This window comes from Shewanella sp. 10N.261.52.F9, assembly GCF_041471165.1.
GTDB lineage: Bacteria > Pseudomonadota > Gammaproteobacteria > Enterobacterales > Shewanellaceae > Shewanella > Shewanella marinintestina.
On sequence record NZ_JBFRNX010000013.1, the window covers coordinates 379591 to 398019 of the forward strand.

At 43.6% G+C, this 18429-nt stretch carries 11 protein-coding genes; 8 read left to right on the plus strand and 3 right to left on the minus strand.

What is annotated here, in order from left to right; all coding sequences use genetic code 11:
* Nucleotides 1-198 precede the first annotated feature (198 nt).
* On the plus strand, nt 199-2034 hold the full coding sequence (locus AB4298_RS10665; protein ID WP_371986683.1) for a protein kinase domain-containing protein: 1836 nt from the start codon (nt 199-201) through the stop codon (nt 2032-2034).
* 4 nt (nt 2035-2038) lie between these two features.
* Here the strand turns inward: AB4298_RS10665 and AB4298_RS10670 are convergent, their stop codons facing one another.
* Entirely contained in the window at nt 2039-2656 is a 618-nt protein-coding gene (locus AB4298_RS10670; RefSeq protein WP_371986684.1) for an FxsA family protein, read from the minus strand.
* Nucleotides 2657-2940: 284 nt separating this feature from the next.
* Between AB4298_RS10670 and cutA the strand changes: the two genes are divergently transcribed.
* The 7 genes from cutA to AB4298_RS10705 all read left to right on the plus strand — a co-directional run bounded on the left by cutA (nt 2941) and on the right by AB4298_RS10705 (nt 14432).
* Nucleotides 2941-3264: a divalent-cation tolerance protein CutA gene (gene cutA / locus AB4298_RS10675; protein ID WP_371986686.1), complete on the plus strand. Its 324-nt coding sequence runs from the start codon at nt 2941-2943 to the stop codon at nt 3262-3264.
* On the plus strand, nt 3261-5090 hold the full coding sequence (locus AB4298_RS10680) for a protein-disulfide reductase DsbD (protein ID WP_371986687.1): 1830 nt from the start codon (nt 3261-3263) through the stop codon (nt 5088-5090). The genes cutA and AB4298_RS10680 overlap by 4 nt, the downstream gene beginning before the upstream one ends.
* Nucleotides 5091-5327: 237 nt before the next feature.
* Complete coding sequence (locus tag AB4298_RS10685; protein ID WP_371986688.1) at nt 5328-6986, plus strand: cation:proton antiporter domain-containing protein; 1659 nt, start codon at nt 5328-5330, stop codon at nt 6984-6986.
* A gap of 67 nt (nt 6987-7053) precedes the next feature.
* Nucleotides 7054-10293 carry a glycoside hydrolase family 2 TIM barrel-domain containing protein gene (locus AB4298_RS10690; protein ID WP_371986689.1) on the plus strand — a complete coding sequence of 1080 codons (3240 nt, stop codon included), beginning with the start codon at nt 7054-7056 and terminating at the stop codon, nt 10291-10293.
* A gap of 155 nt (nt 10294-10448) precedes the next feature.
* On the plus strand, nt 10449-11870 hold the full coding sequence (locus AB4298_RS10695; protein WP_371986690.1) for a solute:sodium symporter family transporter: 1422 nt from the start codon (nt 10449-10451) through the stop codon (nt 11868-11870).
* Nucleotides 11871-12226: 356 nt separating this feature from the next.
* Nucleotides 12227-13381, plus strand: a complete 1155-nt coding sequence (galK, locus tag AB4298_RS10700) for a galactokinase (protein WP_371986692.1) — start codon at nt 12227-12229, stop codon at nt 13379-13381.
* A gap of 22 nt (nt 13382-13403) precedes the next feature.
* On the plus strand, nt 13404-14432 hold the full coding sequence (locus AB4298_RS10705) for an aldose epimerase family protein (protein WP_248998139.1): 1029 nt from the start codon (nt 13404-13406) through the stop codon (nt 14430-14432).
* A gap of 61 nt (nt 14433-14493) precedes the next feature.
* Here AB4298_RS10705 and AB4298_RS10710 read toward each other — a convergent pair whose 3' ends face one another.
* Nucleotides 14494-14910: a hypothetical protein gene (locus tag AB4298_RS10710; protein ID WP_248998138.1), complete on the minus strand. Its 417-nt coding sequence runs from the start codon at nt 14908-14910 to the stop codon at nt 14494-14496.
* A gap of 679 nt (nt 14911-15589) precedes the next feature.
* A complete protein-coding gene (locus tag AB4298_RS10715; RefSeq protein WP_371986693.1) occupies nt 15590-18103 on the minus strand; it encodes a S8 family serine peptidase in 2514 nt (837 codons plus the stop codon).
* Nucleotides 18104-18429: the final 326 nt, after the last annotated feature.

Here is an 18429-nt window from a genome sequence, read left to right on the forward strand (position 1 = left end):
TATACTAGCACTGCGTTTAAGATTACCTTTGTCTTATTCTGGTAGATTTGATATGCATCAATATCTAATCCAAAAATATTAGTTAGGTGTCACCAAAATCGTATTTTTATGCCCTCGAACAAGCACCATCCAGTCAATCTGCTTGGACTTTATTATCTCTAATTGATTTAATGGAATTAAATAAAGAAGGGGACTCTATTGCAAACACCTGAACTGCAGCATTTTTACATCTCAGAAGAGCAATCTATCTATCTACTGGGTGCTAATGATGCACGTAAACACAAAGCTTGGATCCGTCTGTGTAAGCAACAACTTGGCCGGCTTGGTTATACGGATATAGAACTAGTGGGTAAAGGTGCATACGGGTTTGTATTTGCAGGCATCAATCAGCAAGGTGATGCTCATGTGTTTAAATTTTCCCGTCTAACCTTACCGCAGCATATTCAAGATAGGCTCGAAGAAGAAGCCTTTATGCTATCGCAAGTAATCCACCCCAATGTGCCACCAGTGATTAAGTTTGAACACGTCGGTAAGCAAGGGATTTTAGTGATGGCTAGAGCGCCAGGGGAAGATCTAGAACAGCTGTGCGTTAGAGTTGGTGCTCTCCCCGTAGCAATGGTGATGAATATTGCCCGACAGCTCGCCGCAGTTTTGCAGTACCTTCATAATGGCCGTCCGCTTATCCACGGTGATATAAAACCCTCTAATTTAGTCTACGACATTAATACAGGTCACCTGTCATTAATTGACTGGGGCTCAGCAGTATTTGCTCAGCGAGACATTGAAGGTAATCCGGTTAATGGCAGCGTGATGGACTTAATGTCGAGCGATCATCAACATACCAACGCACGCATGGGGGATGTTTATTTTATCGGTGATGAGCAACTCAATGGTGCGCTGTCTAGTCCACGATTTGATGAACAAGGCGTTGCCGCAACCTTATATGCTCTAGCTTCAGGGCAAGCTAGCCGTTTTGGCAGTAAAGTTATTCCTCCCACCAGCATAGGCTTACCAGTTGAACTTGCACGCACCTTAGATGCCATGCTCAGTGAAGATCCTGCACAACGAAAAAAAGCGGGTGACTACTTTTTAAAAAGTATGGCCCACAGCCATAGATTGCATCTACCTGAAGTCAACCATAGCCCGCTCATACCTGAAATACCAATATGGAACCTGCCACGAGATAAAGAGGTCGAAACCGTTAGCTATAGCTCGCGTAAAGCTTTCTTAAAAGAACACAATAGCGATGACCCCATTGCCAAAATGGACGATCTGCAATTAGAAAAATACTACCGCAACTTTATGGCTGGCATGGGGGATACAGAAAAAGGTTTTATTGCTGCGGTGGGCCGCCTAAGTCAATATGCCATTGTCGGCGGGCTAGCAATTCACTGGCGCGAAACGGGTGTATTTATTGATTCTAACCTAGCGATTTACAAGGCTGAACAAAAGCACGCTATTACAATTGCCGTTAATAACATGGTGACCTTAGCACGTGGGATCCGTCGTATTGGTGTGTTTAAGGCTTGTTTCTTTAATGCACGCGACACGTTGCATATTGAAAGAACAAACAGCTCACAGCCCTTTGTTTGTGGCAGTGATCAACAACTGCCTTTTGAGGTCGGGGACGTGCCGTCATTGGAAGATAAATCGCGCTTACATTCTTACTTTGAAGATGGTCGAGATCCAGAAGAGAATTTAGAGCTCCCCAAAGAAATTATGACTGAGCTTGGCTGGATAAACCAAATTCACCACACCGGTTGCATTATCTTTGAGGTCCTGCCTAATCACATGAAGATCCACAGCTATTTACGATTGCTCAACCCCAGAAAACAGGCAGCCTTTAGGGCCAGTCTTGACAGGATCTTATCTCATGTCGATAAGATCCAAGGTAAAGGAGTCTCGGGTTTTATGAAACTCCCCTATAAAAACACCCGAAAATTTAACCTAATAGAGCGCAGAGCAGACCGCTTTTATCCGCGCAATCCTAAGCAATTAGAACATGAAAAACCGGACAAGATCACGGCCAGATAAAGTGTTAAGGTTTTGGTTGTTTATCGTCAGCAGCTTTATCATTGTCATCACTAGCCTTTTCACCTTCAAAGGTTGTCCCTTTTACTTGATGACTCTCAGGGCGTTTATCACTTGGGTCGTCTTTACGCTCAAAATCACCATCAAAGGTATTACCTTGATCAAATGGCGACTGACCTCCCTGACCAAATGGGTTTTGTCCTTGCGATCCCATTCCTGGGCCAAAGCCCGCGCCAAACCCTGACTGGAAACCACCATTAGCTTGCACTTTTAGCTGCATACGTTGGTAGAAAAACTTCGCTACGGGAATACGTGTAAATGGCGTTAATAATACTAGGCCAATAAAGTCAGTCACAAAGCCTGGTATAAGCAATAAAAGCCCAGCAACCGCTAACATCATGCCTTCAACAATTTCTTGTCCTGGCGCCTCACCACGAGCCAATTTTTGCTGAACCTGCATTAACGTACTAACACCTTGGCTACGCACTAGCGAAACCCCGACTACAGCCGTAAAAATCACCAATGCAACAGTTGTCCAACTACCGAGTACTTCGCCCACGCGGATCAGTACTGATAGTTCCATCACAGGAACGACAACAAATATTAATAACAAAATAAAAAACACACTGACCTCACATTTTTTGCTGGTGATGAAAACTAAATTGGGGTTACTCGGTCTATTTTCAAGCCGTAGCTTGATGGGCTGAGTTAATTAACAAAAATAATTGCCTCAAACGTGCCCTTTAACCCAGTAATTGTAAGCAAAAACTACTGGCATCACTATTTTAGCAATGCCTTAATGCAAGGCTAAGTTAAAACACGTAAAGTAACAATTAGCTTTATTATCAGCCATTGTAACTTATTTGGCTTAATACAATTTTAATCTGTTGGACAATAGAAATAGTTTAAATGCAAAACCAATTTTTGTTAGTTATCACAACATGCCCTAGCGCCGAGCATGCTAAAAATCTTGCCCGGGAGCTGGTCAAAAACAAACTTGCCGCCTGCGTACAGATCTCACAAGCGATTACGTCCGTATATGAGTGGCAAGATGAGTTGTGTGAAGAGCAAGAGTTTAATTTGCAAATTAAATGCTTAGCGCAGCATTACAGTGCCATAGAGCACACACTCTCTACGCTGCATCCTTATGATGTACCCGAGCTAATTGCGGTCCCTATTACCCAAGGACTGCCAGCCTATTTTGATTGGATAAAAGAAACTACACAGCCATGAAAAGAATCATTAACCTGTTTTTAGCCTCGTTATTGCTATTAACTCCTTTGGTCCATGCAGAGGGGATTTTCAGCAGTAATAAGTTTGACTTTTTAAAGGGTGAGCCCGAGCTCATGCCGGTTGATCAAGCCTTTGTTTTCGATTTTAAACAGCAAGGCGAACAAGTCAAAATAAGCTGGGTCATTGCCGACGGTTACTACATGTACCGCGACAAACTGAAATTCGAAACGAGTGACGGCGCCGTGCTGGGTGAAATAGCCCTACCTCAAGGTAAAATGCACAATGATGAGTATTTTGGCGAGCAACAAGTCTATTATTCTTATGTTGATATTCCTGTTGCAATTAAACAAGCAGCTACTGGTGCCAGCTTAAATGTCACTTTTATGGGTTGTGCTGAAGGCAAACTCTGCTTTCCACCGACCAAACGCACAGCGGAGTTAACCGCTGTTGCAGCCAATGACGGCACACTTCCTCAAGCTGATACGGCTCTTGCTACTGACAATACAGCGACTGCAGCGACAGAAAACAGCGCCCCAATTACTCAACAAGACAGCTTAAGTGCCATGTTATCGGGCGATAGCCTGATTTGGACCTTGGTAATATTCTTCGGTTTAGGTATTGGCCTTGCCTTAACACCTTGTGTATTCCCTATGTACCCTATCTTGTCTGGCATTATTGTCGGCCAAGGGGAAAAGCTGTCTACCGCTAAAGCATTTACGCTTTCAATGGTATACGTTCAAGGTATGGCAATTACCTACTCTCTAGTAGGTTTAATCGTTGCCTCTGCGGGGATGAAATATCAAGCAGCCTTGCAACACCCTGCTGTGCTTATCGGCCTAGCAATACTGTTCTTTGTGCTTAGCTTATCGATGTTTGGCCTATACGATCTTAAACTGCCATCGAAGTGGCAAGAAAAGATGAATGCATTTTCGAATAACCAAAAAGGCGGCAACGTGATTGGTGTATTCGTAATGGGGATAATTTCAGGCTTAGTTGCCTCGCCTTGCACCACAGCTCCCCTATCAGGCGCACTGATTTATGTGGCGCAAACCGGTGATCTATTGCAAGGCTTTCTAGCACTGTACGTACTGAGTATGGGTATGGGCCTACCGTTACTAATTATCGGCACTTCAGGCGGTAAGTTGTTGCCAAGAGCAGGTAGTTGGATGGATATCATCAAGACTATTTTCGGCTTCCTACTGATTGCGGTATCAATCGTGATGATAGGCCGAATTTGGCCAGACTTTATCTCAGATCTGTTATGGTCAATCTGGGCTATTACTTTAGTCGGTTACTTGATGCACCAAAACAAACTCAGCGAATTTAACTGGAAGCAAACCGTGCGTTCAGTACTACTGATGTTAGCGTTACTGGGTAGTTTCTCTTACGGTATGCAAGCGGTCATGACCAAGCTTGGCTTTAATACTCACACCAATGTAGCCACTAATAGCACTGCTGAAAATCATGGTTTTATCCGTATTAAGTCACTTCTCGACCTGCATACTGAAGTTGCAGCTGCGACAGCACAAGGCAAGACGGTAATGGTCGATTTCTATGCTGACTGGTGCGTCGCCTGTAAAGAGTTTGAAGCGATCACATTTAAAGATCCACTCGTCATCGAACGCATGGATCAAATGGTATTACTACAAGCTGATGTCACCAAAAACGATGCGGTTGATATTGAGCTGCTGGAGTACTACGACATACTCGGTTTACCTACTTTGTTAATGTTTGACGAAAACGGCGTGATTCGTGACGACCTGCGGGTTACAGGCTTTATGCGACCAAAAGCATTTGCAGAGCACTTAGATCACCTAGTGAAATAACTGTGGTTAAACAAGCATTAGCGAAATAGCACTTATGCCGTTACTCAGCTGATGACGACTTATCACTGAATAAAGTATTAAAAGCCCCGGTTCATTAAATGAACAGGGGCTTTTTTGTATCTAGATAGTACTTCAATAAAAAGCGTTAACAAACATCACTTTTGTTCACATTTTTCAGCTCAACTTCATAAATTTCTTATACAATGGTGCATCATTCCATATTTAAAAAGGAGCATCATGGAACCCGCCATACTCATTATCACCTTAGCCTGCGGCATGTTAGTTAACCGTGTGGGACTGCCCCCATTAATTGGCTATTTAGTTGCGGGATTTGTGCTGTTTCTATTTGGTATCGACGAGTCCAGCTTGCCAATGCTGGAACAACTTGCCAACCTAGGTGTGACCTTATTGCTGTTTGCCATCGGTCTAAAACTCGATCTACGCAGTTTATTTAAAGCAGAGGTTTGGGCTGGTTCGAGTTTACATTTACTCGGCTCTATGCTGTTCTTTATTCCGCTACTGAAGTTGCTTGGCTTACTCGGTTTAGAGCAGCTAACCGGGCTAGAGCTTAACCAATTAGCATTACTCGCATTTGCATTGAGTTTTTCAAGTACCATTTTTGCTGTAAAAATTCTCGAAGATAAAGGTGATATGCAGTCACTTTACGGCCGCGTAGCCATTGGTATCTTGATTATGCAAGATATCTTCGCTGTTGCATTCTTAACAATATCAAAGGGCGACGTCCCGTCTTACTGGGCACTGTGCCTATTGCTGCTACCGCTTGCAAAACCATTAATCTACAAAGCTTTTGATCGCGTAGGTCATGGCGAATTATTGGTGCTATTTGGCTTGGTCATGGCGCTTGTTATGGGCGCAGGCTTATTTGAACTCGTAGGCTTAAAGCCCGATTTGGGCGCTTTGATTATCGGTATTTTGCTGGCTGGTCACCCTAAATCATCAGAACTTGCTAAGTCACTGTTTTACTTCAAAGAGCTATTTCTGGTCGCCTTCTTCTTAACTGTTGGTCTCAATGGTTTACCCACATTTTCCGATATTGGTGTCGCGGCGATTTTAGTGCTGGTTGTGCCGATTAAGCTCATCTTATTTATGTACTTGTTAACCCACTTTAAATTGCGTTCACGTACGGCGTTACTGAGCTCCTTTTCTTTAGGAAACTACAGTGAATTTGGTTTAATTGTGGCTGCAGTAGCGACATCAAAAGGCTGGCTACCACCGCAATGGATGGTAATTTTAGCCGTAGCCTTAAGCTTTAGCTTTTTGTTTGCAGCGCCGTTAAACACCGCATCAGGACGACTTTATCAAAAGTATCAAAGTCGGCTTAAGCGGCTTGAAAAACACCCTCTTCACCCTGAAGACAGACCTATTCCAGTCGGTAATCCGCGCTTCTTAATTTTAGGTATGGGTCGTATCGGTTCAGGCGCCTACGATGAACTTCGAGCTCGTTACGACGGCGAGATCTTAGGCATTGAGCATAAACAAGAGTTAGTGGATTTTCATATCAACGAGGGACGTAATGTTGTACAAGGCGACGCCTCGGATACTGACTTTTGGGAAAAATTAGATAGAGCACCTAACTTAGAACTCGTGTTACTCACCATGCCTCATCACGTGGGTAATCAATTTGCGGTAGAACAGCTGAAACTACTTGATTATCAAGGCAAGTTAAGCGCAATTGTAAAGTATAAAGAAGATGCTCAGTCCCTCAGTGAATCAGGGGTACATAGCGTTTACAACCTCTATGAAGCTGCCGGTGCGGGTTTAGTTGAACACTTGGTTAAAGAGCTACTGACTCCGAGTGGTAATGCGCCAGACAACCCTGATGCCATTAACCATAAAAATGAGGCGGAGCCATTAGAAGCTAGTCAAAAAGACTGATTGTATACATTATCCCTTTTATAGCGTATGTTATTGGCATCGAGTATAAGATGACCAATAACATACGATGTTTAATAAAAATTATAAGCAAAGTCTCGTTGCCTGTACCTTTTTTACAAGCCTTTTAGTCGCTCTATATATTAGCTCCATTAGCCATGTTCAAGCGAAAGGTGAACGTTGGCAAAACCATCAGTTGTTTGAACAAAATAAGCTGCCACCACATGCCAGCTTTTTTGCCTATACCAACCTTAGCCAAGCATTAAAAGATGACTATCGAACTAGTGCTAATTTTTATGACCTTAATGGCCGCTGGAAATTTCATTATGCAGCCAACCCTTTTAGCGCCCCTAAAGACTTTGCCCAAATCGATGCCAACCTCGATGACTGGCAAAGTATTCAAGTCCCTGGTAACTGGGAGACCCAAGGCTTTGGTCATGCAATTTACCTCGATGAGCGCTACCCGTTTACAACTACTTGGCCTGATGCGCCTGAAGAGCATAACCCTACAGGTAGCTACCGCCGCGAAATACAATTACCGCAAGAATGGCTAGACAAACAAGTGTTTTTGCATATTGGTGCGGCGCGTTCAGCACTCACCATCTATGTAAATGGAGAGGAAGTCGGTTACAGTCAAGGCGCTAAAACGCCCGCGGAATTTGATATTACCTCTTACCTAAATCCTGGTAATAATCTGCTAGCACTACAAATTATTCGCTGGAGTGACGCCAGTTATCTTGAAAGCCAAGACATGCTTAGAGTCAGTGGCATTGAGCGTGATGTGTTCCTGTATGCTACAGAGAAACAAAGGGTTAGTGATATAGATGCCGAATACCAACTCTCTAAAAACTTAGATAAAGCCGACATTAACCTCAAGCTGAAACTTGAAAACCATAACCCCTCTCAAGCAAGTAACCAAGGTTATCATCTCAGTTATCAATTGTTATCACCACAGGGCAAAACCGTCAGTCAAGGCGCTAGAACACTTGCAGTCATAAACAAACAACAACTTGAGAAAATAGACTTTACTGTTACTGGGCCACAATTGTGGAGCGCTGAAACACCTCATCTATATCAGCTTATTGTTAGCCTTAACGATAACCAAGGTGAATTGCTACAAGCCAGTAGTCAATATTTAGGTTTTCGCCGAGTCGAGATAAAAGATGGTCAACTGCTTGTTAATAATAAGGCAATCACCATACGCGGAGTCGACAGGCATGAAACCGATCCTAATACGGGTCATGTCGTTAGTCGAGCCAGCATGGAAACCGACATTCGCCTACTGAAGCAAAACAATATCAATGCAGTGCGCTCTAGCCATTATCCTAATGATCCATACTGGTTGAGACTCACCGATAAGTATGGGCTGTATGTTATCGATGAAGCAAATATCGAATCACACCCTCTCGCTATCGATAAAAATACCCAACTTGGTAACGAAATGAGCTGGCTGCCAGCACATCTGTCGCGGGTAGAGCGTATGGTCGAGCGCGATAAGAACCATCCTTCTATTATCGTCTGGTCTCTAGGAAATGAAGCTGGAGAAGGTAAACTATTCGCTGCACTCTATGATTGGATTAAGCAGCGCGACCCTAGCCGCCCAGTGCAATATGAGCCTGCAGGGCAACATGCTTATACCGATATTGTTGCCCCCATGTACCCTTCAATCGAACGCATTAAAAAATATGCCGAGACTCACAAAGACAGACCACTGATCATGATTGAATATGCTCATGCAATGGGGAATTCTGTCGGCAACTTACAAGACTATTGGGATGTAATAGATAAGTATCCGCAGCTGCAAGGTGGCTTTATATGGGATTGGGTAGACCAGTCATTAGCCTTTACGAATAAAAATGGTCAACGCTACTGGGCATACGGTAAAGACTACCACCCAGATATGCCCACTGATGGTAACTTTCTCAATAATGGTTTAGTCGATCCAGACAGAAACCCACACCCTCACTTATCTGAGGTAAAAAAGGTTTATCAACCATTTAAATTCAGCGATTTTAACCACAAACAACAACGCATCAGTTTTACTCTTACAAATCGCTACGACTTTATCGACACCCGTGGTCTACAACTAAAATGGACACTGCAGCAAGATGGCCAAGCAATAGCAAAAGGACTGGCTCGATTACCTGAAGTGCTAGCAGGAAAATCAGCAGCGATTAATTTTAGTTTACCGAGTACAGCAACTGCTCCCCTAGTGCAAAGCCCGCAATTTGAATACCAACTGTTACTCGAAATAAAAGTCGATACGCCGCAGCCAATGCTGCCTAGCGACCACTTGATCGCTTTCGAGCAATTCACCCTACAAACTCCTACATACTCGTCACTAGAGCAGCATTCAACAGGCAAAAGTGGAATCCAAGCTAAAGCGACACATTGGTTATTAGTTAATGGTCATACGCAATATCAGATAGATAACACAAGTGGCTGGTTAACCGATATTCGCGTTGATGGCGTTACTCAACTTGATGGTCCGTTAATGGCTAACTTTTGGCGTGCGCCGACCGACAATGATCTTGGCAATCAAATGCCTAAATGGGCTGGGATCTGGCAAGACGCTGCAGCAGAGCTAACGTTAAATAAGATAAGCCTGATTGAGGATAAAGCCTCGACGCTCGAAGTGACGCATCAGCACCCTCAACTTGGGTTTACTTTAACAACCCGCTACCAAATAACTCAGCAAGGTAAGCTGTTTGTTGGCAGCCGATTTACCCCTGCTTCGAAAAAGATCGCCGACATGCCACGCTTTGGTTTCCAAGTAAGACTGCCTTTTGCTATGCGCTTTATGCACTACTTTGGCCGTGGACCTGAAGAAACTTATGCTGATAGAAAGTCTGGTAATGCTCTTGGCTGGTATTCACTACCAATAGAGAAAGCCTTTCACCGATATTCTCGTCCACAAGAAACAGGACAGCGAACCGACGTGCGATACGTCGCTGTTACCAATAGCAAAGGTACTGGTTTGTTAGCACAAACAGCGATGAAAGATGAGTACCTACAAACTAGCCTATGGCCATTTGCACAAAAGGATATCGACTTTAGAACTGGCGATGCCGAAGGCTCTGCTTCAGGGTTAGTCCCAGTTACCGCTAACCACGGCGCAGAGATCCCAGTGCGCAACTTTGTCACTTGGAATATTGATTACAAGCAAATGGGCGTTGGCGGTGACACATCATGGGGCAGACCTGTACATACGCCTTATCGTATTGCGCCAAAGCCTATGGAATTTAGCTTTAGCCTCACGCCAATCTCAACCACAAAAAACATTCAGCAGCAGGCGAGACTCCAGCGGTAACCTAGGACTACGAACTCTAGGCAATAGCTGGTCGCTAATCCCTAAATATTGCCTATGGATCAAATTTTTGTCGAGATTATAGTTATTTATTAACTACAGCGAATAAATAAACAGAGTAAAGAAAGTAAAACTAAAAATAACAGTGAAGGATCAACATGGAACAGACTATTCAACTGATTATCTTTTTTGGGCTAACAAGCCTAGTAGGCTTAATTACTTATTTAAAGTGCCGTAAAATCACCCGTGATAGCAGTGACAGTAAAGACTACTTTCTCGCTGGCGGGGGATTAAGCTGGGTTGTTGTTGCCGGCTCTTTAATGATGACCAATATTAGCGCCGAGCAAATAGTGGGCATGAATGGCGCTCAAACCTTACTTATTGCTTGGTGGGAAATTGCAGCGGCGATCGGCCTTATCATTCTAGCTAAATGGCTTATTCCCATTTATTACAAATATAACTGCACCACGACTACCGAACTTCTGGAGCGTAAATACCAAGATAAAGGGATCCGTGCCATGGTATCGATACTTTTTATGCTCGGTTATGCCTTTATTTTGCTTCCCGTCGTGCTCTATACCGGCTCATTATTTATGAAGTCGATGTTTGGCCTATCTATCTCTGTCACCTTTTTAGCAATCATCTTTGCTGTTGTGGGCGCCGTTTATGCCATCTTTGGCGGCCTAAGAGCCATTGCAATTTCAGACAGTCTAAATGGAGTAGGCCTACTCGTAATGGGAGTTATAGTCTCATATTTGGCACTCAATGCGGTGAACTGGGACCTGACAGGGATCCCAATCGAGCGCATCACACTTGTTGGTGATACTCAATCAGACATCCCATGGCACACCCTATTAACAGGGATGATCTTTATCCAAATATTCTATTGGGGTACCAACATGGTGATCACCCAAAGAGCTTTAGCAGCAAAGTCTGTAAAAGAAGCGCAAAAAGGTCTTTATGCAGCGGTTGTCATGAAGCTCATTATTCCAATCATTGTTGTTCTTCCAGGCCTTGTAGCCTTCAAGCTCTACGGAGATGTCGGCGATGTGGCTTACGGCAAGCTCGTTGGCGATATTTTACCAAGTTGGATGTCAGGCGCATTTGCAGCCGTTATGGCCGGTGCGGTATTGAGCTCATTTAACTCATGCTTAAATTCTGCAGCAGCCCTTTATACTTGCGATATCCACCAAAACTATGTCAATTCTAACGCCGATGTACGAAAAATAGGTACCCGAGTCGCATTGCTCTTTACGCTGATTTCATTATGCTTGGTACCTATATTTGCCCAATCAAGCAGCATTATATCGCTGCTGCAACAGTTAAATGGTCTCTATTCAATGCCTGTACTCGCGGCATTTATCTGCGCCCTCGCTTTTAAAGATGTAAATGCTAAAGCAATTAAAATAGGGCTAGTATTTGGCGTGGTCGTCTATGCAGTATTTACCTTTGTTTGGAGTCCGCTGCACTTTATTCACATGATGGCCATTACTCTTGCAGCAACAATTTTAGTCACCCTAGCACTGAGCAAGCTTGTTTTTGGTCCACAAACAGCAAGCGGTCAGCTAATCAGTGACTAAGCTCCTTATTAAGGCATGTTTGATTGCGAACTTTAACCTAAGGTATCAACTGACACCTTAGGTTAAAGCTTTAGCATTAGTGCCAAATAGTTATGAGCTGAAAAACTCAGTTACACAAGTTACAAAGTCATGATATAAAACAATAGATGGATATTTAGCACAAAAAAGATATGACACAGGGAAATGCTTAAAGCGCTTAGCGCTCTGAGCCACTTTTCTACCGTGGACTTATTCAAGCAAGTTTAGGTGTACCGCTGTTATTAATTTGGTCGTCAGAATCAAACCGCAGCTAAACCAATCAGTTTACAGCAATGTTTTTGTACTGAACGCAAATTTTAACATTCGGAATTTAAATTATGTCCAACCCCTCTCAGCGAGCAAACAAATTGTTTGTGCAAACTTTCGGCACCCAAGCAGATGAGCTTTATTGTGCCCCTGGACGCGTTAACCTTATAGGTGAACATACCGACTATAACGATGGTTTTGTTTTGCCTGCGGCCATCAACTTCCATACAGCAATTGTTGTAAAACGCCGTGACGATCTACGTTTTCGCGCAGTGTCTGATGCCTATCCAGGCGAAATTGAAGAATGGACTTTTGGTGAAGAAGGCAACCCCGTTGCAAATCACTGGTCAAACTATTTAAAAGGCTTTACTGCAGCAATGGCCACATCAGGCTTAGCCCCTAAAGGGCTCGACATTGCAGTTGTTAGTAATGTACCAATGGGCGCTGGTTTATCATCATCAGCAGCACTTGAAGTGGCCTTTGGGACCGCCGTGAATGACTGTAGCCAAATAAAACTGTCTCCGCTTGCTATTGCACAACTTGCACAACGTGGTGAAAACCAATTTGTCGGCTGCGCCTGCGGCATTATGGATCAAATGATCAGTGCTCTTGGCGAAAAAGACCATGCCCTATTAATTGATTGTCTAGATCTAGACAGTGAAGCGGTGAATATACCGGACAGTCTGAGCCTTATTATAATCAACTCAAATGTACAGCGTGGTTTGGTAGAATCTGAATATAACCTTCGCCGCGAACAATGCGAACAAGCCGCCGAACACTTTGGGCTTGAATCACTGCGAGATTTAACTTTAGCGACACTCGAAGCCGGCAAATCAGAACTCAGTGATGCTTGTTATAAGCGGGCTAGGCATGTCATTACCGAAAATAGACGTACCCAAAATGCCGCATGGGCATTGGAGTCTAATGATATTGCCAAGCTCAGCCTATTAATGGCCGAATCACATAATTCAATGCGTGACGACTTTGAGATCACTACCACTGAAATCGACTATCTTGTTGAGATAGTATCGGAAGTTATTGGTGATCGTGGTGGTGTGCGTATGACAGGTGGCGGCTTCGGCGGCTGCGTTGTCGCGCTGGTCGACCACGAACTCACCGACGCAGTTGTCGCTACCATTGAACAGAAGTATGCAAACAAAACGGGGCTAGAAGCCAATATATACCTGTGCTCAGCTAGCGACGGTGCCCGACGCATCGATAATTAAATTACGTTTAATAGGACTAAACATGGTACGTATTCGCCCTCTCGAAGCCTGGGATGACCCACGCGGTGGACAAATTGAACGAGTGCTTATGGATAATGGCACAATTGCGGTTGAGGTATTAAGTCTAGGCGGAATTATTCGCTCTTTATGGGCCCCCGACCGAGATGGCGAACGTGCAAACTTAGTATTAGGCTGTGATAATGCCAGCGACTACTTAGCTCAAGATGCCTATTTAGGCTCTGTTACAGGGCGGTTCGCAAACCGGGTAGCTAAAGGTCAGTTTACGGTTGAGCCCAATCATTTTCAGCTTAATGTTAATCAAGCAGGTAATTGCTTGCATGGTGGCATAGAGGGGTTTCATCGAAAAGTTTGGCAGCTTGGAACCCTACCCGATGGCGTGCGTCTTAGTCTAAAGAGCCCTGATGGTGACATGGGCTTCCCTGGTAATTGTAATGTGCAGTTAGATTACCGCTTAGTAGGTAATAACCTTTATGTTGAGATTTTAGCCAGCTCAGATAAAGCTTGCCCAATCAGCATTTCACAGCACAGTTATTTTAATCTTGATGCCAGCGACTCAACTCTTGAGCATCAGCTACAGGTTGATGCGAAGCAATACCTGGCTACGGATGATAGCGGGATCCCCGTTAGTATTTGCGATACTTTCGCTAGCAGTCTAGATCTATCATTACCGACCAACTTACTATCACTAATTGGTCAAGAAGAGTTTACGACAACATCTGGTATTGATCACTGCTACTTACTACCAAAAACAGAATCAAAGTTACAACGATTTGGCAAGCTAAGCTCTCCATTAAGCGGACGTAGTTTGACCTTATATACTAATCAGCCCGGTGTGCAAGTATATGGTGCTAACCACTTACAGGGGACGGTAGGTAAAAATCAGCAGGTGTTGCAACAATACCAAGGTGTGTGCATGGAGCCTCAGCAAATACCCGATGCGCCGAATCAACCTAGCATTGCAGGCAACTCATTAATAGCCCCGGGTGAGCTCTACCACCACATTAGTCGTTATCAGTTTGAATGTGATTAATCTGAGCAGTAAAATATACGGATAAAAAAACAGCGCCTAGTAGGCGCTGTTTTTTATTAAACTAATCGTCGTAATCGTCTGACCAATCGTCATCGTAGTCATCGCCATCGGCAGATGCTAACTCTGGTTCATCGTCATCTTCAGCAGGTGCTGCTTTGGCCTTTTTTGGCGCTGCCGCACTTTTTGGGTTATTTGCTTCAACCCAGCCCTGATGCTTAGCCATAAACTCTTCTCTTGCGGCAAACCAAGCTGCACCGAAGTTTTTCTCAACTTCTGCAATGGCTTGATCATCAAGTTCATGCAGATTAGGCTTAACGATATCCTCTGCATACTCGATGATTGCTTCGCGAGTTGCGTTATAGAAGTAAACACGCCCTGCAGAAGCATCTGGAAACTGTTTATCATGAATTAGAATGGTATTACCACGAGCTGTTCTTAGCTCACCGTACCAAACTGTTTTTTTTGTCGTCTTATACATATATGTTAATGCCCTTAAATCAACACATACAAACTAAATAAGAGGTAATTTGCGCTAACATTTACCTCCGTTTTCCCTATATTTTTTCATCAGGGACAGAAGCGGTATTTTTACAGATTCTTGCCGAATATCAATAGTTGAAAATGCGAAATATGCCTCTCAAAGTTGAAATAAATCACATAAATTATTCAGCTCTTATCGAATTTAGTTCAAAGCAGCGGTTATTCAAGTTTTTCGTTATCAATAAATGCAAAAAATCACTGCAATAGTTAACAAAGCTCACAACATCAACCGTTTAGGTAACAAGTACCAATGAAAGACAACAAGCAAAATTTCTATCGAAAAAGTACTATCACTATAGTGTTAGTGCAATATGACAAGCGTATGTCAGTCGCTTAGGCAATGAATAAAATTTCAACATTCAGCAGAGAGAATGGCACAAAACGTAATACCGTAAAAAGAGAGGTTTAGGCTTTTTAGTCGTGAAAACAAAACCAATATTGGCTAACAATTTAGATGCGGTGATTAGAGTAATATATCCGCAGGTTTAAACTGTATTATTTCTATGCCCAAAATATCATTTCAAAAACTAACTAACACTCAATTGCAGTGTTATCGCTGTTATAAAAGTAAAAAAAGCGGCCCTAAGGCCGCTTATTGATTAGCTACATTTATAGAGTTAGAAGTTCACCGTCATTGGATCAGAACAAAGGCTAGATGATGCTTCACAAATCTTATATTCAACTGATGATGACGCACCAGAGAAACGGTCACGATAACGGCCATCATTGCTTGTCGTTGCAACTGCGACGCCGTCACGGTAAACCACGACATCATCACCCGCAGCACCATCCCATGTTAGGTCAACAAGCGCACTACCACGACGAGATAATTTAGCGCGCACTACACCCGCTGTAATGGTATGTTCAAATACTTCAACATCCATCATTGCGCTATCGCTATTACCCTCAGCATCTGTAACCATCATAGAAACAGTATAAGTTCCTGCTGTTGCGTAAGTATGTGCTGGGCTCATATCTGTCGATACATTGCCATCACCAAGATCCCAGCTGTAACTAACGATATCGTCATTGACGTCACTGCTTGAATTAGTGAAGGCAACATTTAGACCGTCTACTGCATAACTAAAGCCTGCAATTGGGGCTGCAGGTGCTGCTTCTCCAACACCAGAAATCACTATACCCCAACTGTTAAGCGTTCCTGTATCGGCACCAACGTTATCATTAACGAACAAGCTCCAAGTACCTGTCGCGATTTCGCCATTAAATGCACTTAGATCCCAGTTCTTAACAATATCATCTGCACTGCCACCTTCACGGTTATGTAATACCACTTCAGTACCCGCTGGCGAAGTCAGTGTTACCACTAAATCACCAATCCAAGTGTGTGAGATATCCACATTGGCATCAACTCCAAACACTTGCACATCATCAGCAACAACTATCGTGCTTACAATACCTGCAGGGTCATTATCTGGAATAGCTGCAGAATCAGTATTTGAGTACGTGAAATCCTGTAGACCTTCAGGCAACACAGTCAATGAAACCGACTTCTCTTTAACAGTACTTCCATCATCACCAGTAACGGTAATGGTGTAATCTCCCCAAGGAGTGCTCGCATCTGTAACAACATTTACCATAAAGGTATCGTCAGCCATTACACTATTACTAGATAGCGTCACACCTGCAAGCGCTGGCGAGACTACAACTGAAAGTGCGACTGTACCATCCCAACCAGCAACACTGCCTACGCTATAATCGTAACTCGTTGAACTACCGGCTTCGATAGTTTGCGAGGCGGGCGTAACGCTAAAGCGGTACCCAGGATCAGGATCCGCAAGATCAAGTGCATTGGCGACATTGAGTCGAGTACCTGCAACCGTCTTACCCGTTAGGTCTGCATTAACATCACCAGAATCCATTAATAGCTGCTTCATTGCTGTTGCAGACAGATCTGGGTTAATTGACCACACCAATGCTGCTGCACCTGCAACATGTGGCGTTGCCATTGAAGTACCTGAGAAAGTTGAATAAGTGTTGCCCGGCGTAGTTGATAAGATAGCTGAACCAGGCGCGCCCATATCAACACTAGTTAAGCCCCATTGAGAGAAGCTAGACATTGCATCGTTACGATCTGTACTAGCAATAGCCATTACAGCATCAGAGTCATAACTTGCAGGATAACTTGCACTAGCATCATTGTCGTAAGCTCCGTTACCAGCCGCCGCAACAAATAAGATCCCAGCATCACCGCCTGACTCAATTGCATCTTTTAACGCTTGGCTAAATCCACCGCCTCCCCAAGAGTTGTTTGTCGCTTTAATATCAACGCCATGGTTCACTTTTAAGTCAGTCATGTAATCAATACAAGCTATCGCCCCTTCAGTTGAACCTGAACCGCTTGCATCTAAGAACTGACAACCGACAATACTGACATCCCAGTTAACACCAACAACACCGACGCCATTGTTACCTGATGCACCGATAGTACCCGCTACATGGGTACCGTGACCATTGCCATCCATTGGGTCACCGCTATTATTGTTAGCATTGAAACCATGGATATCATCCACGACCCCGTTGCCATCATCATCAATACCGTTACCAGGGATTTCATTTGGGTTGGTCCACATATTAGCTTGTAGATCAGGGTGGTTATAATCGACACCGGTATCGATGACACCAATCACAACTGAACTATCACCCGTTGTTACATCCCAAGCTTCCACTGCATCGATATCAGCATCAGCTGTACCGCCGTCTTGCCCTGTATTGTTTAAACCCCAAAGCGAAACAAAATCAGGGTCATCAGGTGTACCAATCGCTTTAATCACATAGTTAGGTTCTGCGTACTTTACTGCTGGATGACGGCTAATGATTTTAATCGCCTCACCAACATTAGAGCCTGCACGAAGCGTTAACTTTGCCAGCTTGCCATCAAGCAAATTAGCAAAACGGTCATCGATGCCATTAGCATCCATATCTCTCATTGAGGCACGTACCAAACGTTGGGCAGATTCTCGCTCGCTCTTAGTCGCATTGTCTTTATAAACAACGATTAACGAGTCTTTAATATATTCATGTTGCGTTGGCGTTTTTGCCTGCACTGGCGTAGACGAAACAGCAATCACTCCTGCGATCGCTGCTGCTAACGGTGTTAATTTTTTAAACATAAACTAGTCCCTTTTAATCCTTTAAGTATCCCCGAACCGGTACTGCAAAAAACAAACACGCTATGCGTAGCCACAAAACTGACTGATAAAAACGTGCAGTAATAACCCGGTATTTGTAACCGTTAGAATTGTTGCCACAGAGAGTGTCGATTTGAAAGATGGCTTAATTCATTTAGCACTAAACTACTAATCCCATGGCATTAGGCTTTTGACGTTAAAAGCATAATGTAAAGCTTAAACAGCTTTATTTTCAGCAAGTAAGATACAGCTGTAGTTAAGGTAGAACATTTACTAACCGCGCTAATAAGTAGACCTTTTTCTGATTG